The sequence below is a fragment of the Acetobacter estunensis genome (assembly GCF_011516945.1).
Taxonomy (GTDB): domain Bacteria; phylum Pseudomonadota; class Alphaproteobacteria; order Acetobacterales; family Acetobacteraceae; genus Acetobacter; species Acetobacter estunensis.
In genome coordinates this window covers 29534-51647 of record NZ_WOTH01000013.1, presented here as the reverse complement: position 1 = coordinate 51647, position 22114 = coordinate 29534, and the positions used below count along the sequence as shown (strand labels likewise).

Annotated in this window: 16 protein-coding genes; 8 read left to right on the top strand and 8 right to left on the bottom strand. The window is 62.4% G+C overall.

The window, feature by feature from the left end:
* Positions 1 to 13 precede the first annotated feature (13 nt).
* The 6 genes from moaC to guaB all read right to left on the bottom strand — a co-directional run bounded on the left by moaC (position 14) and on the right by guaB (position 6120).
* Positions 14 to 532, bottom strand: a complete 519-nt coding sequence (moaC, locus tag GOB87_RS08275; RefSeq protein WP_166315060.1) for a cyclic pyranopterin monophosphate synthase MoaC — start codon at positions 530 to 532, stop codon at positions 14 to 16.
* Positions 529 to 1446, bottom strand: coding sequence for an indole-3-glycerol phosphate synthase TrpC (gene trpC / locus GOB87_RS08270; RefSeq protein ID WP_166315057.1), 918 nt, complete (start codon positions 1444 to 1446; stop codon positions 529 to 531). Before trpC ends, moaC begins: the two co-directional genes overlap by 4 nt.
* Positions 1447 to 1534: 88 nt before the next feature.
* The gene (trpD, locus tag GOB87_RS08265; RefSeq protein WP_166315054.1) at positions 1535 to 2632 is read right to left on the bottom strand and encodes an anthranilate phosphoribosyltransferase; all 1098 of its coding nucleotides are present in this window, start codon (positions 2630 to 2632) and stop codon (positions 1535 to 1537) included.
* Positions 2610 to 3206, bottom strand: coding sequence for an anthranilate synthase component II (locus GOB87_RS08260; RefSeq protein ID WP_166315051.1), 597 nt, complete (start codon positions 3204 to 3206; stop codon positions 2610 to 2612). The genes trpD and GOB87_RS08260 overlap by 23 nt, the downstream gene beginning before the upstream one ends.
* A 67-nt stretch (positions 3207 to 3273) precedes the next feature.
* Positions 3274 to 4566: an RsmB/NOP family class I SAM-dependent RNA methyltransferase gene (locus GOB87_RS08255; RefSeq protein WP_166315048.1), complete on the bottom strand. Its 1293-nt coding sequence runs from the start codon at positions 4564 to 4566 to the stop codon at positions 3274 to 3276.
* Positions 4567 to 4635: 69 nt separating this feature from the next.
* Positions 4636 to 6120 carry an IMP dehydrogenase gene (guaB, locus tag GOB87_RS08250; RefSeq protein WP_166315045.1) on the bottom strand — a complete coding sequence of 495 codons (1485 nt, stop codon included), beginning with the start codon at positions 6118 to 6120 and terminating at the stop codon, positions 4636 to 4638.
* A gap of 357 nt (positions 6121 to 6477) precedes the next feature.
* On the opposite strand from guaB, the gene GOB87_RS08245 reads away from it, so the two are divergent.
* The 6 genes from GOB87_RS08245 (at position 6478) to GOB87_RS08220 (ending at position 16833) form a co-directional block, all read left to right on the top strand.
* The gene (locus GOB87_RS08245; protein ID WP_166315042.1) at positions 6478 to 7008 is read left to right on the top strand and encodes a UPF0262 family protein; all 531 of its coding nucleotides are present in this window, start codon (positions 6478 to 6480) and stop codon (positions 7006 to 7008) included.
* Between the two features lie 44 nt (positions 7009 to 7052).
* A complete protein-coding gene (gene cysG / locus GOB87_RS08240; protein WP_194303279.1) occupies positions 7053 to 8465 on the top strand; it encodes a siroheme synthase CysG in 1413 nt (470 codons plus the stop codon).
* A gap of 69 nt (positions 8466 to 8534) precedes the next feature.
* On the top strand, positions 8535 to 9125 hold the full coding sequence (locus GOB87_RS08235; protein ID WP_166315036.1) for a YjbE family putative metal transport protein: 591 nt from the start codon (positions 8535 to 8537) through the stop codon (positions 9123 to 9125).
* A gap of 9 nt (positions 9126 to 9134) precedes the next feature.
* Complete coding sequence (locus GOB87_RS08230; RefSeq protein ID WP_166315033.1) at positions 9135 to 11093, top strand: lytic transglycosylase domain-containing protein; 1959 nt, start codon at positions 9135 to 9137, stop codon at positions 11091 to 11093.
* A 45-nt stretch (positions 11094 to 11138) separates the two neighbouring features.
* Positions 11139 to 13820: a DNA mismatch repair protein MutS gene (gene mutS, locus GOB87_RS08225; protein WP_166315030.1), complete on the top strand. Its 2682-nt coding sequence runs from the start codon at positions 11139 to 11141 to the stop codon at positions 13818 to 13820.
* A gap of 121 nt (positions 13821 to 13941) precedes the next feature.
* Entirely contained in the window at positions 13942 to 16833 is a 2892-nt protein-coding gene (locus GOB87_RS08220; RefSeq protein WP_194303278.1) for a [protein-PII] uridylyltransferase, read from the top strand.
* Between the two features lie 22 nt (positions 16834 to 16855).
* On the opposite strand, the gene GOB87_RS08215 is transcribed toward GOB87_RS08220, so the two are convergent.
* Together GOB87_RS08215 and GOB87_RS08210 are read right to left on the bottom strand one after the other, a co-directional pair.
* Positions 16856 to 18151 carry a hypothetical protein gene (locus GOB87_RS08215; protein ID WP_166315024.1) on the bottom strand — a complete coding sequence of 432 codons (1296 nt, stop codon included), beginning with the start codon at positions 18149 to 18151 and terminating at the stop codon, positions 16856 to 16858.
* A gap of 1 nt (position 18152) precedes the next feature.
* Entirely contained in the window at positions 18153 to 19157 is a 1005-nt protein-coding gene (locus GOB87_RS08210) for a hypothetical protein (RefSeq protein WP_166315021.1), read from the bottom strand.
* 115 nt (positions 19158 to 19272) lie between these two features.
* On the opposite strand from GOB87_RS08210, the gene GOB87_RS08205 reads away from it, so the two are divergent.
* Together GOB87_RS08205 and GOB87_RS08200 are read left to right on the top strand one after the other, a co-directional pair.
* The gene (locus GOB87_RS08205; RefSeq protein WP_166315018.1) at positions 19273 to 20628 is read left to right on the top strand and encodes an RsmB/NOP family class I SAM-dependent RNA methyltransferase; all 1356 of its coding nucleotides are present in this window, start codon (positions 19273 to 19275) and stop codon (positions 20626 to 20628) included.
* 11 nt (positions 20629 to 20639) lie between these two features.
* Positions 20640 to 22061 carry a hypothetical protein gene (locus tag GOB87_RS08200; RefSeq protein ID WP_166315015.1) on the top strand — a complete coding sequence of 474 codons (1422 nt, stop codon included), beginning with the start codon at positions 20640 to 20642 and terminating at the stop codon, positions 22059 to 22061.
* Positions 22062 to 22114 lie beyond the last annotated feature (53 nt).

Sequence of the window (22114 nt, the reverse complement as noted above, 5' to 3'; positions counted from 1 at the left end):
TTCGCCAGAATTCTCACTTGTGGGCCGCCGGAGCTTCGAACGCTCCCGAGCGACCTCCGGTTTTCGAAACGAGACAGATGCCCCCAATCCGCATTTCACGATCGAGTGCCTTGCACATGTCGTAAAGCGTCAGGGCGCAGACACTTACAGCCGTGAGCGCTTCCATCTCCACCCCAGTCGGCCCCGTCGTCTTCGCGGTCGCTTCGATCACGAAACCTTCCGTATCAGATTCGATCGTAACCACAAGAGATGTAAGGGCAATCGGGTGACAGAGCGGGATCAGGTCGGAGGTTTTCTTGCCAGCCATGATCCCGGCAATCCGGGCCGTGGCCAGAACATCGCCCTTCGGCATGTCGCCGCGCGTGATGCGTTCGATCACAAAGGCCGCCATGTCGATGCGCCCGCGCGCCACCGCGACACGCGCAGTGTCAGCCTTGGCCGACACATCGACCATTACCGCACGCCCCTGCGCGTCGAGATGCGTAAAGCCATCGGCGTTTTCGATGGGCTGCCCGGTCTGCACTGCGGTCATCCCGCGCTGGTGGCCTCATTGCCCGTTGCCGGTTGAGGAGCGGTTTCCTTGCCCAGAAGGATTTTCAATCCTTCCCCCGGATCGGCATTGCGCAGCAGCGATTCACCCACAAGGAAACCGCTCGCACCCACTTCGGAGAGACGCACAATGTCCTGATGCGTCTTGATTCCGCTCTCGGAAACGATGATCCGGTCAGGGGGAACCAGTGGCGCAAGCTTCACCGTCGTCTCCAGATCGGTCTTCAACGTCTTGAGATCGCGATTGTTGATGCCAATCAGCGAGGCATCCAGCACCAGCGCCCGGTTCAACTCCTCTTCCGAGTGAACCTCCACCAGCACATCCATATCGAGACCCTTGGCGTGGTCGACAAGCGAAGCCGCTTCCTCATCGCTCAGGATCGCCATGATGAGCAGGATGCAGTCCGCGCCGATCAGACGGCTCTCATAAACCTGCCATGGATCGATGATGAAATCCTTGCGCAGAACCGGCAATGAGCAGGCATTGCGCGCCGCCACCAAATCCTCATTCGTGCCATGAAAGCAGGAGCTTTCCGTCAGCACGGACAGGCAGGCCGCCCCCGCCGCTTCATAGGATTTGGCAATCGCCACAGGATCGTAGGGATCGCGCAGCAGACCGGCCGAAGGCGAGGCCTTCTTGATCTCGGCAATCAACCCCGGCACGAGATCGGCCGTCTTTTCCTTCAGCGCACGTCCGAAACCACGTGGCGTAAACTCGGCTTCGCGGGCCTTGGCGGTGATGTCACGCAGACTGAGCAACGTCGAACGATGTCCGACCTCCACCCGCGTGCGCGCCACGATCCGGTCAAGGACATCACGCTGGGTTTCACCAGTTTCTGCCGCCGGAGCCGCAACCGGCGCTTCGGTGGACGTCTGATCCGATGTCTCGTTCATCATGTCTCCGTCTCGCAAATTCGATTGAATGAAGCAGCCTGCCCACATTCCGCCCATTTCGGACGACACGCACCCACCGACCCCGCGAAGTTCATTGCACGCTGCCCTCGCGTGCCCTTTCGAGCACGGCAAGAGCGTCACCTCCGTCGATGGCCTGCGCGGCCATACCGACCAGTTCCAGCAAAGCTGTCGGGTGAATGGCTCCAGCCTGAACCGCTTCACCTCGCCCCGCTACATGCATGGCGCACGCAGCATTGAGGAGCACTGTATCACGATACGCTCCCCGTGAACCACGAAGAAGCGCATTGAGGGCCGCGGCATTCTCAACCGGCCCACCGCCCGCAATGGCTGAGATCGGCGCACGCTGGAAACCCGCCATCTCAGGCTCCAGAACAAGCTGGTAGCGCTGACCGTTTTCCAGAGCTTCGATCCGTGTCGGACCGGCCAGCGTCACCTCGTCCACGAAACCATCCGCTTCTTCGTCGAGTTCACCGCATACCGCCCAGACCCGTTGAGAGCCCAGTTTCGCCAGCGTATCCACGATAGGCGCCAGCCAGCGCACATCCGGCACGCCGACAAGCTGATGCGTCACGCGCGCGGGATTGGCGAGCGGACCGATCAGGTTGAACAGGGTCCGCACCCCGAGCGCACGCCGCACGGCCGCTGCGTGACGCATGGCGGGATGGTGGTTGGGAGCGGCAAGAAAGGCCAGCCGTCGGTCGCGTAGATCCGCGCCCAGCGTGGCCACATCGTCTTTCAACGGCACTCCCAGCGCACCGAGCACATCGGACGCCCCGGATTTCGAGGACAACGCACGATTGCCATGCTTGGCCACCGGCACATCCAGAGCGGCCAGAACGAACGAGACCGCCGTGGAGACATTGAGGGTTCCGTGCCCGTCGCCCCCGGTGCCGCACACATCGATCGCATCGGCGGGCGGATTCTCCAGCGCCTTCATGCGGGCGCGTACAGCTTTCACCGCGCCGAGAAGTTCATCCGGACTTTCGCCACGCATCCGCAGCGCCATGAGAAAACCCGCAATCTGCGACTCACTGACATGCCCATCCATGATGAGACCGAAAGCCGCTTCAGCTTCATCCGCCGTCAGCGGAGCGCCCGTGACGACGCGCGCAAGAACCGCGCGGAAGGACGTGTCTTCCGTTCCCTCAGGCCGCACGACGACCCTCATTCCACTCGCGCGCAAGCGTCAGGAAATTCTTCAGGATTTCGTGACCACATTCGGACGCAATGCTCTCGGGATGAAACTGCACCCCATGAACCGGAAACTGCCGATGCTGGAGACCCATGATCAGGCCATCATCCGTCCATGCCGTACGGTGCAACACATCCGGCAGGGTGTCCGCTTCCACAATCAGACTGTGATACCGCGTGGCCATCAGCGGGTCCGGCAGACCCGAGAACACTCCGGTGTTCGTGTGGTGAATGGCGCTGACCTTGCCGTGCACCGGCATGGGCGCACGGCCCACTTTGCCGCCATAGACCTGCCCGATGGCCTGATGTCCAAGACACACACCAAAAATCGGGGTGGTCGATCCAAGAGCACGTATCACATCGCAGCAGATCCCCGCTTCATCCGGGGAGCATGGACCGGGTGAGAGCACGATGGCTTCAGGCGCGCGCGCAACAACGTCATTCACGCTCAGCGCGTCGTTGCGGTGAACCTCGCACTCTTCGCCCAACTCCCCGAAATAATGCACGAGGTTGAAGGTGAAGCTGTCGTAGTTGTCGATCAGAAGGATCATGGCAGCATGATGACGCTGCAACGGGTTTCGGTCAAACCTTCGCGAGAAAGGCACGAAAAACCGCCGCTTACGCCTCCTTCTTTTTGAGGACAGCGGCAAAGAACCCGTCCGTTCCGTTGACCGCCGGCGTGAGTGAGAACATCGGTGCACCGCGCAGGGTTTCCGGCAGTTCCTCGCTTTCGGGCAACACAGCCTCGAATTCAGGGTGTCGTTCGAGGAACGCCGTGATCTGGGAACGATTCTCAGCGTCCAGAATCGAACAGGTCGCATAGACCATTCGCCCACCCGGCCGCACGAGCGCACTGGCTCGATCGAGAATCTCCGCCTGCTTCACCACCAGTTCCGAAAGGTCCGTCTCACGCAACCGCACCCGCGCGTCCGGATTGCGCCGCCACGTTCCCGTGCCCGAACACGGTGCATCGACCAGCACACGATCGAAGGATCCCGCACGACGCTTGGCCCATTTATCGCCTGCAATAAACAGATGCCGCTCAACATTGTGCACGCCTGCCCGACGCAGACGCTTCACCGCCCCATCCAGACGTGGCGCGGACACATCGCACGCCACGATATGCCCCCGATTCTGCATGGTCATGGCAATGGCGAGCGTCTTGCCTCCTGCTCCAGCACAATAGTCCAGAACACGCATTTCAGGCGCAGCCCCCAGCATGGCCACGACAAGCTGCGATCCTTCGTCCTGAATTTCCACAAGCCCATCGCGGAACGCCACACTTGACGTTACCGGCAGCCGGGAAGGCAGACGTAGCCCCCAAGGCGACAACGCGGTCGGTTCTGGATGCAGTCCATCGCGTGCCAGCGCCTTGCACGCCGCCGCTCTGTCGGTCCGCAGCGTGTTGATCCGAAGATCCAGCGACGCCTCACCGCTCATGGCGGCAAGTTCCTCTTCCACATGCTCCCCGAATGTTGCTTCCAGATGCGGAAGCAGCCAGTCGGGAATCTCCAGCCTTACGGCACGTGGAAGGGTTTGCTCATCGGGGATATCCCGTGCCAGCACGTCCACCGTGTGCCGTTCGTCCCGGTCCAATGCCCCGGGTGCGAAACGTCCCTCCACGAAGGCCTGCGCGACATCGCCCGCTGTCATACCTCCCGCAATCTGCCGCGCTGCAACACGAAGGCGCGGCGTCGCGTCTCCACCTGCCTGCGCAATCCACCACTCCGTTCGCCGCCAGTGGCGCAACACGTCCCACACGATGGCGGAGATGGCGCGACGGTCTCCCCCGCCGATATAACGGCGTTCACGAAAGAAACTGTTGGCAGTGGCGTCGGCGGGTCGACGCGGCGCTGCGTCCATTTCCGCCAAAAGATCGATCGCGGCAGCAAGCCGGGCAGACGGCGTCATGAAATATTCCGGATTCTGTGGGGCCGATGAGCGCAACAGGCAGAGGCTACGCGCCTCTGCCTTCTCACCTCAGTCGCGACGATAGTTCGGGGCCTCACGGGTGATGGACACGTCATGGACATGACTCTCACGCAGCCCCGCGTTGGTAATGCGACGAAAGCGCGATTTCGTCTGAAGATCGGCAACCGTGGCCGAGCCCGTATAACCCATGCCCGCTTTCAGGCCGCCGACCAACTGATGCACGACGGCCGCCATGGTGCCCTTGTAAGGCACGCGCCCTTCGATGCCTTCGGGCACCATTTTCTGCGCGTCACGCACATCCTGCTGGAAGTAACGATCCGCCGAACCACGCGCCATGGCGCCAAGGCTGCCCATGCCGCGATAGGATTTGTAGGAACGTCCTTCGTAAAGGAACACCTCGCCCGGTGCCTCTTCGGTGCCTGCCAGCAGCGAGCCGACCATCACCACATCACCACCGGCGGCAATCGCTTTCACCAGATCACCCGAAGTGCGCACGCCCCCATCGGCAATGGCTGGCACATTCAGTTCATGACATGCGGCGGACGTCTCCAGCACGGCGGAGAACTGCGGCACACCCACACCGGCCACGACGCGCGTGGTGCAGATGGAGCCGGGACCAATTCCCACCTTCACGCCATCCGCACCGACATCGATCAGCGCGCGCGCCGCTTCCGGCGTCGCCACGTTGCCCGCGATGATCTGCACTTCCGCGTTGAACGCTTTCACGCGCTCGACAGCCCGCAACACGCCTGAGGAATGGCCGTGCGCCGTATCGATCACCAGCACGTCCACGCCCGCTTCAATGAGCAGTTTGGCGCGATTGAAACCGTCATCCCCCACGCCCGTAGCGGCGGCACAACGCAGACGCCCCATGCCGTCCTTGATGGCCAGCGGGTGCGCCACCGCCTTGTCCATATCCTTGACGGTCACGATGCCCACGCACCGACCCGCATCGTCCACGACCAGCAGCTTTTCAATGCGGTGCTTGTGCAGAAGCTGACGCGCCACATTGGCGTCCGCGCCATGACGAACCGTGACGAGATTGTCCTTCGTCATCAGTTCACTGACCTTCTGGTTCGGGTCATTGGCGAAGCGCACATCACGGTTGGTCAGGATGCCGATCAGTTTCTGCGAGGACGGCTCCACAACCGGCAGGCCGCTGATGCCGTGGTGCTGCATGATGGCGCGCACCTCGGCCAGCGTCTGCTCGGGGCCGACCGTCACCGGGTTGACCACCATGCCGGATTCGAAGCGCTTGACGCGGCGGACCTGCTCGGCCTGCTCGGCGGGATCGAGATTCTTGTGAATGACACCAAGGCCACCCTGCTGCGCCATCGCAATCGCCATGGCGTATTCGGTCACGGTGTCCATCGCGGCGGAGACGAGCGGAATGTTGAGGTCGATGGAACGCGTCAGGCGCGTACGCGTATCGGCGTGGGCGGGCAGCACATCGGATGCCGCCGGGACGAGCAGGACGTCATCGAAAGCGAGGGCGTCTGAGATGCAATCGTAGAGCGAAGGTGTGGAAGCCATGACGCGGGGAACCCTCAAATGCTGCGTTCTGCGGGCATCCCGAGTTCAAGCATGAGCAAGGCGTTGAATCTGCCGACAGACGCCCTCTCTCCGTTTGCAAAAAGCATCCGGTTTTCGAAGGACTGAGACCGTCGTGGCAGTGAGCCTCGGGTTCCCGACCGTTGGCGGCTCCTCATAAGCACTCGAACGCACCCTGACAAGTACAACTCGTGCCTCTGCTTACGCCTCTGCCCGCCGTCCGCTTTTTTCAGGCAGATTTGTCCTTCGCTGCTGTGCCACACTATCCGTCGGACGCATTCCGTGGAAAAACGGTGCACCACCAAAACAAGGGCCAACCCAACGGGCGGAGAAACCGGCGTGACCCTTCTGCATCATCACAGGAATCGGCGGGACGAACCCACCCTCCCTTCCGACCGGCCCGACGCATTGCTCGCCGTCGTGCTCGACTGTGCCCTCGACCCCGCGACAGATGCGCACCCCGAACGCAGAAAGGATCGCGAACAAGCGATCCTCGATCTGTGCCAGACCGCGCATTTCCGTCCCCATGGCCTGACCGGCCCCTTCATTCTGCACATCGCCGTCAGCGGCAATTCCGGGCTTGTGTTCGACATCCGCACCGAGGAAGACGTAGCACTGCATGCGCAGGGGATTTCCCTCACACCGTTTCGAAGCCTCATCAAGGACTATGCCCTGATGATCGAGAGCTTCGAGGCAGCCATGGAGGAAGGCAACCGGGCAAAAGTGCAGGCCATCGACATGGGGCGCCGGGGCATCCATGACGAAGCCGCCGATCTTCTGATCGAACGACTGTCCGGTAAGATCGCTCTGGACCGCCCCACTGCACGGCGCATCTTCACGCTGGTCTGCCTGCTGGCCAGCCGCAACTGACCCATTCGGAGACGACTGACCGCATCATGGTCGAACACAACAGCCTGACGCCTTCGTCACACAGCCCCTGGTTCCCTCTCGTCATGCGGATGGATGAGGCGGCTTGCGCACTGGTCGTAGGCGGCGGTACCGTGGCCGCCAACAAGGCCGCCCTGCTGCTGGCCACCGACGCCCGGCTGACCGTCCTTTCCCCCACGCTGTGCCCAGAACTGACCCAGCATGCCCTCAATGGACGCATCCATCATGTTGCGAAGGGCGCAACACCGGAACTGGTGGCCGAACACGCACGTCATTGCCGCGTAGTCTTCGCCGCCACGGACGATCGGGCAATCAACCGCATGGTCGCGGCCACGGCCTGCGAACTGAATGTGCCAGTCTGCGCGGTGGACGATCCGGAGCCCTCCACCTTCATCACTCCCGCCATCGTGCGACGTGGTTCCGTGCAGGTCGCCATTTCCACGTCGGGAGCAGCCCCGGTTCTGGCCCGCCGTCTGCGTGAACAGATAGAAGCGCTCCTGCCTGCCGGGTTGGATCGGCTCGCCCGATTCATGCAGGGCGCTCGCGAGATGGTGGGCGCGCGCCACCCCACCCCTGACACCCGCCGCCGCGTCTGGGAGCGCTTTCTCGACGGTAAGGGCGCGGAACAGGCGCTGGCGGGTGAAGACGACGCCGCGCGCGCCACGCTGGAGCGACTGGCGGGCGAGGATACGGGCGGCGGCGAAGTCTGGATCGTGGGTGCGGGACCGGGCAACCCGGATCTTCTCACCCTTGGCGCACTCAGGCTAATGCAGAACGCCGACAGCGTGCTGTATGACCACCTGCTTCCCGCTGACATCCTCGACCGCGTGCGCCGCGATGCCGAGCGTATCTTCGTAGGCAAGCAGCGCAACAATCACGCCCTGCCCCAGCCTTCCATCAATGACGAACTGATCCGCCGCGCCAAGGCGGGCGAGCGGGTGCTGCGTCTTAAGGGGGGCGATCCGTTCATCTTCGGACGTGGTGGCGAGGAAATCGAAGCTCTGATGGAAGCAGGCGTGCCGTTTCGCGTCATACCCGGCATTTCAGCCGCCAATGGCTGCGCGGCGGCGGCGGGGATTCCGCTGACGCACCGCGACTGCGCCCAGTCCTGCCTGTTTCTGACAGGCCACGCCCGAGCGGACGGCACACTGGACCTGCCATGGCACACCATTGCCCAGCGCGGACAGACCGTCGTGATCTATATGGGCCTCGGTGGCGTGGAGAGTCTGTGCTCACGCCTGGTCGAACACGGCCTTCCCCCCGAATGGCCCGCAGCCATGGTCGAACACGGCACACGACCGGATCAACGGGTCATCACGGCGGATCTCGCCACACTGACCGCAAAGGTTACGGAAGAGAACTTCCGCAGTCCCGCGCTCATTATTGTGGGCGAGGTGGTGAAGCACCGGGTCATTTCATCCAATTCTCCCGAGGCATGACGAAAAGAGCAGTGCGCATCATCATCTTGCCACTGGTCCGATCACGACATCTCGCGGTATAGCGAGGCCATGCTTTCACTTTCCTTCCTTGGCGCTCTTCTGCAGGTCGTCCTGATCGACATAACCCTTGCCGGAGACAACGCCGTCGTTGTCGGTCTGGCTGTCCGGCGTCTGGAGGGAAAACAGAGACGCATCGCGGTTTTCGTCGGTGTCGCGGCCGCCGCCCTCATCCGTCTCGGACTGGCGCTGGTGGCGACCCAATTGCTCGGCATCATCGGCCTGCGACTGGCGGGTGGATTGCTGCTGCTCTGGGTCTGCTGGAAGATGTACCGGGAACTGCGCACTCCCGATACGCATGCCGAAGATGGCGGCACGGCCCCCGGCGGTCTGTGGCCCGCCATCGGACGGATTATCGTGGCCGATCTTTCCATGAGCCTCGACAATGTGCTGGCCGTTGCCGGTGCGGCGGGTGAGCACATGGAGGTTCTGGTCGCGGGGCTTGCCATTTCCATCCTGCTCATGGCCTTTGCCGCCACGATCATCGCCCGACTGCTCGATCGCTATCGCTGGATTGCGTGGATCGGTCTGCTCGTGGTGTTCGGCGTGGCCATCGAACTGATCTTCAATGGCGGCAGCGAAGTTCTTTCTCATGTGGGATAATACCACGGAATGAAGCCCAGCCGTCGCAGCCTCGCCCTCACCTGCGTTCTCACACTCTCCGCGTGTGCCCCATCGAGCGCAACCAGTACCGCGCCTCCGCAAACGTGGCCGCAGCCTCAACAGGCGGCAGCAAAGGGGCCGGTCGATGACGTGGCGGCCCGCCTGACCACGTGGCTGCGTCTTGTTGGGCCGAATGCGTCCACCATTCCCGCCCGTGATTACGCCAACTTTCTCACCACCCGCCCGGTGTGGCCGCGCTGGGCTGTCATACGCGCCCGCTATGAACATGCGCTTGTCAACGAGCCAGACGACAGTGTGGCAGCCGATCTCTGCCGGGCCGAACCACCAAAGACAGCCCCTGCCCTGCTGCGCTGCGTTTCCATTGCCGGTGGCATGGACGCCTTTCGCGAGGCCGGGCGCGCGGCGTGGCGCAATGGTAATGACGGTCCACAGGACGCGGCCGCTGTCAAAGACACCTTTGGGCCCGCGCTCACAGCAGACGACAACTGGGCACGTTTTCAACGAGAGATCCGCAACGGCCATTTGACAGCGGCCGCAGCCACAATGTCCTCGCTGGACCCGGACAGAGCCGCATTGGCTCAGGCCGAACTGGCCTTTCGGCGCAACGATTCCACCGCCGAATCCCTTCTCGCTGCTGTGCCTGAGCGTTACGCGGACGATTCCTCCCTCATCCTTGCCCATGCGCGTTGGTTGGCGAAAAACCAGCGCCTCGACGATGCGCTCGCGCTGTGGAAACAGCGGGGTTTCGATGCCGAGAGCCGCGCTGCCCCTGCGGAACAGGGGCATTTCTGGCGCGAGCGGGACGCGCTGGCGCGTGCACTTCTGGCGCAAAATCGTCCCGGCGATGCGCTCACAATGGCGAATGACCCAACGCACATCGAAGGACGCCAACGCTCGGATTCGGCTTTTCTCAGCGGATGGATCGCCTTGCGGGCGCTGCATGACCCGCAACAGGCGGACAGCTTTTTCCGCGAGCTAGCGGCCTCGCCTTCTCTGAACACTCATGCTGGCGGCTTTTACTGGCTGGGTCGGGCACGCTTAGAAGCCAACGATATGGCAGCGGCCCGTGCCGACTGGCAGCAGGCCGCCCTCCAGCCCCAGACATTTTACGGCCAGATGGCGCTCGCCCGTCTGTCGGACAGCGGCAACGCCCTGCTCGCACCCGCCCGGGTGCCGGACGCGCTGCAATCTGCCATTCGCCAGTGGTTCGCCGCAGAAGCCCATAACGAGCACGATCCCACAGCCGTATCCGTGCGGCTGGATGGCAGCGACCTCGCCCGTGCGGCCCAGATTCTCGTGTCATGGAACGACCGCACGCACGCTCGCGACTTTCTACGCGTATTGTTCGTGCAGGACACCGACCCGCAAGATCGGGAAGCTCTGGCTGTACTCGCCCAGCGTGTCGGCCTGCCCGACATCGGCGTGAGTGTCGCCCGCGCCGCGAGCCGCACCGGTACGGCTTTGCCCGATTATGGCTGGCCCGCGCCCTATCGGCCTCCCGGCAGCACGCTGCCCGATGGGTTGGTGCCCTCGCTCATGCGGCAGGAAAGCAATTTCGATCCGGATGCCGTCAGTCCGTCCAATGCCATCGGTCTCATGCAGCTTCTACCGGCTACGGCACAGGAAACGGCGCACAGTATAGGACTGGGGCCGGTCAGTATTGCCGCGTTGCACGATCCCGGCCTCAACATGCAACTCGGCACGGCCTATCTCTCGAAGGTCGCGACCCGATTCGATGGTGTCGTGCCTTACGCTGCGGCAGGCTATAACGCAGGACCGCACCGCGTCTCCCAATGGCTGGAAGAGCGAGGCGATCCGGCTCGGACCGGCGCGGATCAGGATACTCTGATCGACTGGATCGAACAGATCCCCACCGAGGAGACACGCAACTACGTCAAGCGTGTGTGGGAAGGCATCGCCGTCTACGCCAGCCGCCCGAAAGGCTGACCCCGCTCCTTCTGCCCCATAACCGAACAGGACATCATCGCCAACATGACTGACGAGCAACCCACCCGGACCGGCGCCAGCAAGCGCCCCTCTCCCGAAGGTGCCTCGCCCGCCATGGCGCAATGGTTTGCGCTGAAAAACGAAAACCCTGAATTTCTCCTCTTCTTTCGAATGGGCGATTTCTACGAACTGTTCTTTGATGACGCGACGGCTGCGGCCTCGGCGCTCGACATCGCCCTGACGGCACGCGGTTCGCATGGTGGAGAGCCGATCCCCATGTGCGGCGTGCCGGTTGGTGCGGCGCAGGCCTATCTCTCCCGCCTCATCCGGCGTGGCTTTCGGGTCGCTGTCGCGGAACAGACCGCCACTCCACCCTCCAAAATGAAGGGAAAGGGCAAGGTTGCCGCTCAGAAGGGTCCGCTACCGCGCGCCGTCGTCCGCCTGATCACGCCCGGCACCCTGACCGAAGATGAACTTCTGGAACCCGGTCGCTCCAATCTCCTGCTGGCGCTGGTGGCCGAACCGTCACGACGCGGCTTGCCGGAATGGGGCGCGGCATGGATCGACATCTCTACTGGCCAGTTCGAGACCGCCCGCTGCACGGATGCGGAACTGGGGCATCTGCTGGCGCGGCTGGACCCCGCCGAGATCCTTGCCCCGCCAGACCGTGATCTGGGTGAATACGATCTTCGCCGTACGCCGGGCGAACCGCCCTCCTCCCCGGACACGGCACGGGCACGGCTGGCGGAGAGCTTTCATGTCGCCAGCCTCGACGCTTTCGGCACCTTCAGCGATGCCGAAACCACCGCCGCTCTCATGGCCGTGGACTACGTAAAGCGCTCACAGGCGGGCGCCATGCCGCGGCTTACGCCGCCCATGCCGCAGGAGGATCAGGACACGCTGGGTCTCGACCCGGCAACCCGCGCGAGCCTCGATCTACTCCGCGCTCGTGACGGGGGCACCGAACACACTCTGTTCGCCACCGTGAACCGCACCAGCACGGCCGCTGGCGCGCGGATGCTCGCTTCATGGATTGCGGCTCCGCTCACAAATCCAGCGCGGATTGCCGCACGTCAGGCCTGTTGGGACTGGCTGCGCCATGACAGCGTGCGAGCGGAAAATCTTCGCACGATCCTGCGAAGCGCCCCCGATATCGACCGTGCCTTGGGGCGCCTGTCCGTGGGCCGTGGCCAACCGCGCGATCTCGGCGCACTGCGCGATGGCATCGCCGCCGCTCACCTTGCCGACACGGAACTCGCCCGAATCAACGGCAGTGAGGAAAAACGACCGGACCTGATCGAGCGCGTTCTTGAGGACTTGCAGGAATGCGCCGCCCTGCATGACGAACTCAACGACGCGCTTGCCGATGAATTACCGGCCCGACTGGAAGATGGCGGCGTCATTGCCGCGGGCTACGATGAAGAACTCGACACACATCGCACGCTGCGTGACGATTCGCGCCGGATCATCGCCTCTCTACAGGCCGATTATGGTGAGCGGTTCGGCATAACCAGCCTGAAAATCCGGCATCACGCCCAGCTTGGTTATGTCATCGAGGTGCCGGCTGCCGTGGGCACCCGTCTGCGCTCCCGCGAAGATCTTCAATTCCGTCAGGGCACGGCCAGCCTCGCGCGTTTCGCCACCGAGGAACTCTCGGAGCTGGATGCTGAAATTACCGCCGCTGCGGAATGTGCCGCAACACGTGAACGTCAGGTTTTCGCAGCGCTTGTCGCCCGCGCTCTGGATGACGACAAGCTGCCAGCGCTCGCCCGCGCGGTGGCGCTGACCGATGTCATCCGCTCCTGCGCCTCTCTCGCGGCAGGCGAGACATGGTGCCGACCGGTGGTGGACGAAAGCGAGGCGTTCGAACTCGTCGCCTGCCGCCATCCCGTTGTGGAAGCGGCCCTTGGTTCTGGCGTGCGCTTTGCGGCTAACAGTTGCTCCCTCTCCCCTGAAAAACGCGTGATGCTGCTGACCGGGCCGAACATGGCCGGCAAATCCACCTTCCTGCGACAGAACGCGCTGGCCGTCATTCTCGCACAGGCCGGACTGCCTGTGCCTGCCACCTCGGCCCATCTTGGGACGGTGGACCGGCTTTTCTCACGTGTAGGGGCTGCGGACGATCTGGCGCGGGGTCGCTCGACCTTCATGGTGGAAATGACGGAAACGGCCGCGATCCTCAATCAGGCCGGTCCCCGGTCTCTGGTGGTGGTGGATGAGATCGGGCGCGGCACCTCCACGCTGGACGGTCTTTCGATTGCATGGGCCGTGCTGGAAGCACTTCATTCCAACCTGCGATGCCGTGCCATCTTTGCCACACATTTCCACGAACTTGCCCGGCTGACCGAAAGCCTTCCCCGGCTGTCTCTCCACACCATGGCCGTGCGGGACTGGAAGGGGCAGGTCGTGTTCCTGCACGAAGTCGTGTCCGGCAGCGCCAAACGGAGTTGGGGCGTGCATGTCGCAAAACTTGCCGGCGTTCCCGCTCCCGTGGTGGACCGCGCCTCCCGTCTGCTCAAGGAACTGGAACGTGAGCACACAGCGGGCCCGCAACCACTCCCTCTTTTCGATGCGGCGCCTTCCTCTCAACCGGCACACAACGAACCGTCCGGTGAGGTTCCGATCCCTGACGAGCTGCGCGAAAAACTGGCCGATATCGACCCCGATGACCTCTCACCACGGGAAGCTCTCGCCGCGCTTTACGCTCTGAAAAAAATCGCCACTTGAAGCGAAGGCGCGTTCCGTCGGAGAATGAAAGTTCCGATCCCTCTCTTGCCGAGCCAGACCTGATCGCATGTCCCGTCTCAACGTCGATACCCGTCCCGCAGTTGCAGGCGTTTCTTCTCTCATGTCGGGAGATGAGGCTTTGACGCCGGAAATGCTGAGCGTATCTCTTGGCGAAGCCCTGCAAGCTGCAGGCAAGGACGGCCAACCGCCTACACGCGACGATGCGCTGGCGATTTTCCGCCGCCATCTTGGGCGTTATCAGGCCGATGTGCGCCAGCGTTTCGAGGCGCGGCAGCTACGTGGCGTGCAGGCGGCGAAACTTCTCGCCGCTCATGCCGACGAACTGGTGAAAGCGCTGTTCACGTTCGCCACGCAGGCAACGTCCTGTCCTCCCACTGTTGCCGGTCGCATCTGCATCGCGGCGACAGGTGGCTACGGCAAAGGTCTGCTCGCACCGTTCAGTGACATTGATCTGCTCTTCCTCACCCCCGAGGAACCCTCTCCCCCCATGCTCACGCTGGTGGAGTATATCCTTTATTTCCTGTGGGATCTTGGCCTGAAAGTCGGCCATGCTACCCGCTCGATCAATGATTGCATCGCGCAGGCCGAGCAGGACACGACCGTTCGCACGGCCCTTCTGGACGCCCGGCTGCTGAGCGGCAGCTTCGCCCTGTTTGCCATGTTCGAGGCGCGATTTATCGTCGCCTGCGTGGAGGCCGGCTCCGCGCGCTTCATTGCCGACAAACGCCGCGAGCGTGCCGAACGACATCGCCGGTTCGGTGAAAGCCCCTATCTGGTGGAGCCGAACATCAAAGAAGGGCGCGGCGGTCTGCGTGACATGCAGACGCTCTACTGGATGTGTCGCTATACGTTCGGCACACGCCATGTCTCGGATCTGCTGGCACCCGAATTCACCCGTCTGGGGTTCCTCACGGAACAGGAAGCCGCCCGTGCCCGTAGGTCGTGGGACTTCCTGTGGTCCATTCGCCTGCATCTGCATTACGTCGCAGGACGCGGCGAAGATCGTCTGACATTCGACATGCAGCCCGTGCTTGGCGGTCGCATGGGGTACACGCGCCACGGTCGGCAGAATGGCGTCGAACGCTTCATGCGCCACTATTTCCTGACGGTGCGGGAGGTTATGCGCCTTACGCATGTGCTGGAGCCGACCATCGTGCGCGTGGCCCTTGGTCCTGCCGCCCACGTCATGAAAGCGGACGAAGCCATGCGCGAAGCAGGCTTTACCCTGCTCGATGGCCAGATTCTGGCAGACCGTGGCGTCAGCTTCGAAGCCGATCCCATCAAGATGTTCGAGCTTCTGGACTGGTCCCGCAACCGGCATGTGCCGGTTCATCCGCTTGCCCGTCAGCAGCTCATCCGCTGGGAGCGTCGGGCTTCCACACTTCGCACCAATGCCCGCGCCTCCGAAATTTTCCTCAATCTCTTGTGCGACGAGCGGCCCGGTCCTGCACGCCAGACGCGCCGCCCGCCGCATCTTCGCACCGAACCCAAAGGTGAACTGGCCCGGGTGGAAGAGACGGACCGTCGCCCCGATTATGTCCACTGGCTGCGTGTGCTCAACGAGACCGGGCTGTGGGGCGCGTTGATCCCAGACTGGTCCCGCATTGTCGGACAGATGCAGTTCGACACGTACCACATCTTCACGGTGGACGAGCACACCATCGAGGCGCTGCGTATCCTGCGCTGTGTGGAAGACGGCACAATGGCCGACGAGATTCCCGTCGCCTACGAACTGGCTCGAAATCTCCAGTCCCGTCGTGCGCTCTACATGGCCGTCATGATGCATGACATCGCCAAGGGACGCGGTGGCGATCATTCGGAACTTGGCTCCGAACTGGCGCTGGAACTGTGTCCCCGCCTCGGTCTTTCGGGAGAAGAGACCGAAACCGTGTCGTGGCTCGTGCTGCAGCACCTTCTTCTCAGCCACACAGCCTTCCAGCGCGATATCGACGACCCCAAGACGATCCTTGACGTGGCCGATGTCGTGCAGTCTCCCGAACGACTGCGCCTGCTGCTTTTGCTCACCATCGTGGACATGCGCGCCGTCAGTCCGCGTGTGTGGAATGCGTGGAAAGCCACGCTCCTGCGCGAACTTTACACCCGCGTGGCTGAAGTTCTCGAAGGCGGTCTCGCTACGGCGGAGCGCGACGCGCGCGTCGCTCACAGCAAGTCCATGATGGCCGAGCTTCTGGCCGAAGAAGACGTGACACAAGCTGACATCGACCGCTTTCTCGATCTGGGTTACGCCAGCTACTGGCTGTCTTTCGATCAGGAAACTCTGCTGCGTCACGCCAGCCTGATCCGCGAGGCGGAAGCACGGTCAGCACCCATCGTGATCGAGACCCAGCCGCTGCCGGCGCGCGGCGTCACGGAAGTAACGGTTTATACGCAGGATCATCCCGGCGTCTTTGCCGCCATCGCTGGTGCCATGGCACTGGCGGGCGCGTCCATCGTGGATGCCCGCATCCATACGCTCACGAACGGCATGGCTCTCGATACATTGTGGGTGCAGGATGCATCCGGCGAAGCGTTCGATGAACCTCATCGGCTCGCGCGTCTTTCCGCCATCGCGGAAAAAGCGCTGCGCGGAAAGATCAACATCACGGAAGAAATCGACCGAGCGATCTCGCCCGGACAGCTTCTTTCCCGCACACGCGCGATTCATGTTCCGCCCCGCGTCGTGATCGACAACCGGGCATCCAATTCCCACACTGTCATCGAAATCAACGGACGAGATCGCCCCGGTCTTCTGCATGACGTCGCAAGTGCTTTGAACGATATGCGCCTGCAGATTTCCTCAGCCCATATCACCACTTATGGCGTGCGAGCGGTGGACGTATTCTACGTCAAAGATCTCTCCGGCATGAAAATTACGGACGAAGGACGGCTGGGGCGTATCCGGGAACGTCTGATGACGGGCCTCAAGCGCGTGGAAGAGGCCTTGAACTCCGTATATCGTGAGCCTGAACTTACGGCCGCACAGCCAGAATAACTTCTTTCTTATTCCAAAGACATCAGAGCGCGAGCAATGGGCGCGGATCGAGATATATCCGCACCTCCGGCTTTTTCTTGCGGCCAGCGTTCAGTGACGGCGGCAAAAGCGCCAGATATTCTGTCAGAAGCCCTGATGGCGTGGTGCTCATCGAAAGTATTTCGACAGTCCGTATCCGTTCGACAAACGAAAGGCCGATGAGAGACGCATCCGTGTAATGACGCGCGAGCCGTTCCAGCCCCGGCCGGTACTCCGCCGAGCGCGACAATGTGCTTCCCAATGTCGCCAGATGACGCAACCGTCTGTTCCCGGCTTCGAAAGCGATCAGCAGCGAATCTGGCCAGACAGAAACCGGCCATCGAATGAGAAGATCCTCGCTGACCAGCAGCGCAAACTGCGCGCGCGCCGCCTGTATGGCCGCTGCCTTGAGACGTGCTGCCGGAAGCACATGCAATGAGCAGCGATTGGCAAATTTCACCAGAGACAGAACAGACGCCAGTTCAGCGACATCCAGCCAAGGAACGCAACGTCGCATTTCCCGTTCGACCGGTTTTACCCGCTCGATGGCCGCTTGCGCCTGCGTGCAGAAGCCTTCGAAGCGCCCAAAGATGCTGGCCAGCGCGGTATCACACGCATCGAGAAGGCTCCGCCCCACTCCGCACTCACGAGCCACGGACCGGGCAATCGGCAAAACGATGTCGCAAGTAATGCGTGAAGCCAGCAACACGAGCAGCCCGTACATCCATGACCGACTGCCTCCCATCGCCAATCCGCGCAATGTTTCCTCGAATTCGTCACGATCCGGACTGACGGGAGCGGCTTCCCGCCGATGAGGAAAAAGAAATTCAGCCTTCGCGAAAATCACCCCGAGTGCAGGAAGAATTTCTTCTATTTCGTTCGTGCGTAACCCTGATGAGACCGCGATCTCGTTAAGCACCGGCTCTGGAACCGGCCGAGACAGCACATCGGCAGCCCGCGCCCACAACAATTCCGAAGCCCTGCGGATTGGATCGGCCCACTCCGGTTCGTGGACAGCATCTCGCTCAGGAAGGTGCTGACCGTCTGCCGCCTGAATCAGACGCTCAACCAGACTCGCCTGTGGAAAGCAATCCAGCACCCATATGGCGAGCGGCTCAAGCAGGGAATCAGGCACTCCTTTTTCCGATTCCGCAACCGATGCACGCCATGTCGTCACTGGCACGACAAGCGGCCAGAGCGGATGGAGCAACAGAAAAACAGGCGTTACAACAGCATCCGACGGTGGCGTCATGCCGGCTTTCGAAGACAGTACGACTGGCAGATCAATCTTGCCTCGCATGTCAAATCTCCTCCAGCACATGAAGGCATGCCATGCGGAGCAGCCGTTCGTTCCGTTCGACCAGATGCAGGGACATATCCACCGAAACCGGTCTGTCGATCGCAGCCGTCTGCCACCGGCTCGCCCAACTCCGCCCCTCTGCCGCCGCTGTCTGACGATGCATGAGCATGATCGCCAGAGCCGCCATATCCGAAAGAAAATGAAAAGCCGTGTGGGCATGTACCGTATCGCCCAGCAGGTGACAGAACCGTATCCACCCGGGCAGCAAGGCCAACTCCTCGGCATAGGGAAGGTTGGTGGCAGTCAATCGCGTCATTCTCGCTCTGTCATGCAAAAGCGCCCTCATATCCGCATAGACAGCTTCGTAATGCGCGAGAACCTGCCGTGAAACACGTACAAGTCGTTCAAAAATGACGCCACCACCTGTCCAGGCGAGACGATCTTCCACGCTCCCCAGTTCACGTCTCAGAAGCTCCATGGTCGGAACGGCTGAGTGCAATCGCCGAGCATCTTCGGAAGGACAAAATCCCATCTGCACGAGAATGGCCGCCAATCTCTCCGGCACATCGGGCCGCGCTTCCCATGGGCCGAAAAGAGTCTGCACATAGGCCAGCATCCGACTTTGACGCTCGGCCTGCACGGCTCTGGCTTTTCGTGCGAGAACCTGCGCTTCCCGCCCGGCAAAGCCGGCCACTGCCGTAGACAGCGTCAGCGCGCTCATTTCGAGGAAGCCGGGCGCCTCGACCGCTCCGAGTTGCCGAAGAAGCACGCGATCGAAAGCAGTCGGTACGAACCCGAGATCTTCCAGCGAATCAGCAGGTGTAACGAAGAGACCTGCGCCGAAAGGATTGGGCAGAAGAAGCTCCGACTCACGTCGCCGATGCGATCTGAGAAGCAGGCCTCCCGTTACAGGACTGGTGGAGGGAAGAAACAGCAGCAGTCCGGGTGAGAGCGGCAGTTCTGTAGGTGCATGAGAGAGAAACGAGTTCCCGGCAAACATCTCCATGAAGGAAGTCTGTTCTCCTGAGGGTATGGGATCATGACGGATCGAACGGAAAACGGCTGGCACCGACGGCGATGACGTGTCATGTGCTGGCCCGAGCACATTCAGACCGGGAACAATGAACATTCCGTCAAGCGCGCCCTCATCCGCACGCCGCAAGCCCGCCGGCCGTAGCGGCAAATCCCGTCCTGCCAAAGAGAGACGGCCTGTCACCGCCGATCCGACACGCGACATCGCTTTCGACATTGTCAGTGGCGTGATCGAAAACAGGCGCATGCTGGAAACCACGCTTGCGCGCTCATCTGCGGCACAGGACGCCGAAGCGCGTGACCGGGGAGCGGCCCATCGTCTTGCCGCCGCCACACTGCGCCATCGCGGCACGCTCATGGCCGTGCTGGAACCTTTCCTGCGCAAGGAACCACCCGAGCCTGTGCGCATAGCGCTCCTTATTGGTGCCTGCCAGCTCCTATTTCTCGAAACGCCGCCGCACGCCGCCGTGGGCACCACGGTCGATCTGATGCGCCGTCGCGGGCTGGCGCCCTTTGCGGGGCTGGCCAACGCCGTGCTGCGAAAGATCGCGACAGGAGGAGCCTCCCTGCTGGAAGGGCTGGATCAGGAACGCCTCAATATCCCTGCATGGCTGTGGACATCATGGAAGACGTTCGGCCCGGGAACCGTGCGAGCCATTGCGCGCGGCCTCTCCCATGAAGCGCCACTCGACCTGACGCTGCGTCCCGGCACGCCCGTTCCCGAAGGTGGGGAACTGTTGCCAACCGGCTCTGTCCGCCTTCCTGCCGGAACACGGGTCATGGACATTGCAGGCTACGAAGAAGGCACATTCTGGGTGCAGGACGCCGCCGCCTGTCTGCCTGCACGCCTTCTGGCCGCTCAACCGGGCGAGCGCGTGGCCGATCTGTGCGCCGCTCCCGGCGGCAAAACCGCCCAGTTGGCGCTCGCGGGTGCACAGGTCACGGCTCTGGAGCGCGATCCGGTGCGCATGGAGCGTCTGAAGGAAAACATCGCGCGCCTCAGGCTGGATGTGAACACTGTCTGCGCCGATGCGGCCGCATGGCAACCCGAACACCTCTTCGACGCCATCCTGCTCGACGCCCCCTGTTCCGCCACCGGCACGGCGCGGCGCCATCCCGATGCGCTGTGGATCAAGCGCCCCCGTGATCTGAAGGCGTTGGTCGAGTCACAAGAACTGCTTCTCGCTGCCGCTGCCCGCATGCTCAAACCCGGTGGCCGACTGGTTTACGCGGTGTGCTCCCTCCAGTCCGAAGAGGGTTCCGAACAGGCACGCAAAATCGCGGGCAAGCTTGGGCTACAGCCACATCCCTTCACACCGGAGGAACTGTCCGATCTGCCGGAAGCTCTCACCCCTGAAGGCTGGTTGCGCACGCATCCCGGCATGTGGCCGGAACGCGGCGGAATGGACGGATTTTTCGCCGCCCGCTTTGTAAAGGCCGACTGAGGACAGACATCATGACCTCTATCCGGATCGAGCATATCGACACCCCCGAGGGCCGCGCCCTGTGGAGAGAGATGCTCGACCGGATGCCCGGCCTTCAAAGCACCCTCAATTATGTAACCGCACAACAGGATAGACCCTCGGAGCGGCATCTGCGCTGGTACCAGCGGGAGCTGTTCGAGCGCTGGTTCTTCCGCATCCCCTGCCCGCACACCGGTCGTATGATTCACTCAGGCGATTCATGGACCGTCCATGAGCGCAAGACGCTCTTTCGTTTTCCCGACGCGCCCGAACTGATTCTGGCCAGCGCCAATCTCGGTGAAGGCTTTCCCATCAGCACGGCGCTGCTGCCAGAACTGGGCGCAGGCCTGACCTTCGGATCGCGAGTATGGAGCCTGACACCCGAGGAAGCCACAGAGACGCTGACCGCCTTTGCGCGCCCCGAATGGCACCCCCTCCGCCCAGCGAACGCTGCCGTCGCGCTATGCGGTGACGAGAATTATGCGCATGTGCTATGGAATCAGTTGCCGGCCCTGCAGGAAGCTGCCCGCCTGCCACACTGGCGCGGACCCGTGACGCTCTATTCCCTGCTGGAGCCACTTGGAGATGTGCGCAACTTACTACCCGCGCTGAAAGACTGGCCCGTCGAACGGTTCGGTCCCTATCGTATGCCCAATGCGCCGGGACAGGTGACGTTCTGCTTCGGCTCGACATATATCGATCGGCAGACGCGACTGGATGTACTCGCACATGCCCGTCAAACCGCATCCCCCAGTCTCCGTCGCTTGATCGGTCAGATCGGGGGGTATTTCCCCGTGGTGTGGATCAGCGTTCGCACCGGCAACCGCACAGCCACCAATCAGCGGGCTTTTCTTATCGCCCTGTGCTCGGGCATTCTCCGTCATTGGCCGGAAAGCGCCATCCTGCTCGATGGCTTTTCCCTACCCGCCAATCATTCCTATCGCCCACGTGATGAAACGGTGCAGGCCGTGGAACGTGACCGGGCCGAAATCGCCGCGATACGACGTGCCGTGTGCCCGTCCGCACCCGATGGGGAGCAGAGGGTGATCGACGCATCCGGTCTGTCCATCACGGATTCCATTGCCCTTGCGGAACATGCGAGTCTTTCTGTGTGTCATCATGGCACCATCCAGCACAAGATCGGGTGGACCGTGGGGGTGCCGGGCATCGTGCACTCGAATCGACAGGTGCTGGAACGCACGCCCGGACAATGGGCCGCAGAGCAGGCCGAAGGCGTCGCCGTTCCTTATTATCTGCCGCCGGAACTGGTGGTGGACGAAGAGGTCGATCCGGCAAACACAAGCATGGAGCGGCTTTCGTTGCTGAATGGCAATTACCGCTTCGCTTCACCCGATGAGGCGGCAACTCATGCGCTGCGGGAACTCAACCGCCAGCTACGTGTTGGAACACTTTGATGTGGCGTGAAAGTTGCCGTCTGTATGGTTGCGCGAAACGCCACGATTACCGA

Coding starts and splice junctions, on each gene's coding strand:
- GOB87_RS08255 (WP_166315048.1), bottom strand. CDS start 4,566: ATGACGCCGTCTGCCCGGCTTGCTGCCGCGATCGATCTTTTGGCGGAA.
- mutS (WP_166315030.1), top strand. CDS start 11,139: ATGACTGACGAGCAACCCACCCGGACCGGCGCCAGCAAGCGCCCCTCT.
- GOB87_RS08200 (WP_166315015.1), top strand. CDS start 20,640: ATGACCTCTATCCGGATCGAGCATATCGACACCCCCGAGGGCCGCGCC.
- GOB87_RS08260 (WP_166315051.1), bottom strand. CDS start 3,206: ATGATCCTTCTGATCGACAACTACGACAGCTTCACCTTCAACCTCGTG.
- GOB87_RS08220 (WP_194303278.1), top strand. CDS start 13,942: ATGTCGGGAGATGAGGCTTTGACGCCGGAAATGCTGAGCGTATCTCTT.
- guaB (WP_166315045.1), bottom strand. CDS start 6,120: ATGGCTTCCACACCTTCGCTCTACGATTGCATCTCAGACGCCCTCGCT.
- trpD (WP_166315054.1), bottom strand. CDS start 2,632: ATGAGGGTCGTCGTGCGGCCTGAGGGAACGGAAGACACGTCCTTCCGC.
- GOB87_RS08205 (WP_166315018.1), top strand. CDS start 19,273: ATGAACATTCCGTCAAGCGCGCCCTCATCCGCACGCCGCAAGCCCGCC.
- GOB87_RS08235 (WP_166315036.1), top strand. CDS start 8,535: ATGCTTTCACTTTCCTTCCTTGGCGCTCTTCTGCAGGTCGTCCTGATC.
- GOB87_RS08230 (WP_166315033.1), top strand. CDS start 9,135: ATGAAGCCCAGCCGTCGCAGCCTCGCCCTCACCTGCGTTCTCACACTC.
- GOB87_RS08210 (WP_166315021.1), bottom strand. CDS start 19,157: ATGGAGATGTTTGCCGGGAACTCGTTTCTCTCTCATGCACCTACAGAA.
- trpC (WP_166315057.1), bottom strand. CDS start 1,446: ATGATGAACGAGACATCGGATCAGACGTCCACCGAAGCGCCGGTTGCG.
- GOB87_RS08215 (WP_166315024.1), bottom strand. CDS start 18,151: ATGCGAGGCAAGATTGATCTGCCAGTCGTACTGTCTTCGAAAGCCGGC.
- moaC (WP_166315060.1), bottom strand. CDS start 532: ATGACCGCAGTGCAGACCGGGCAGCCCATCGAAAACGCCGATGGCTTT.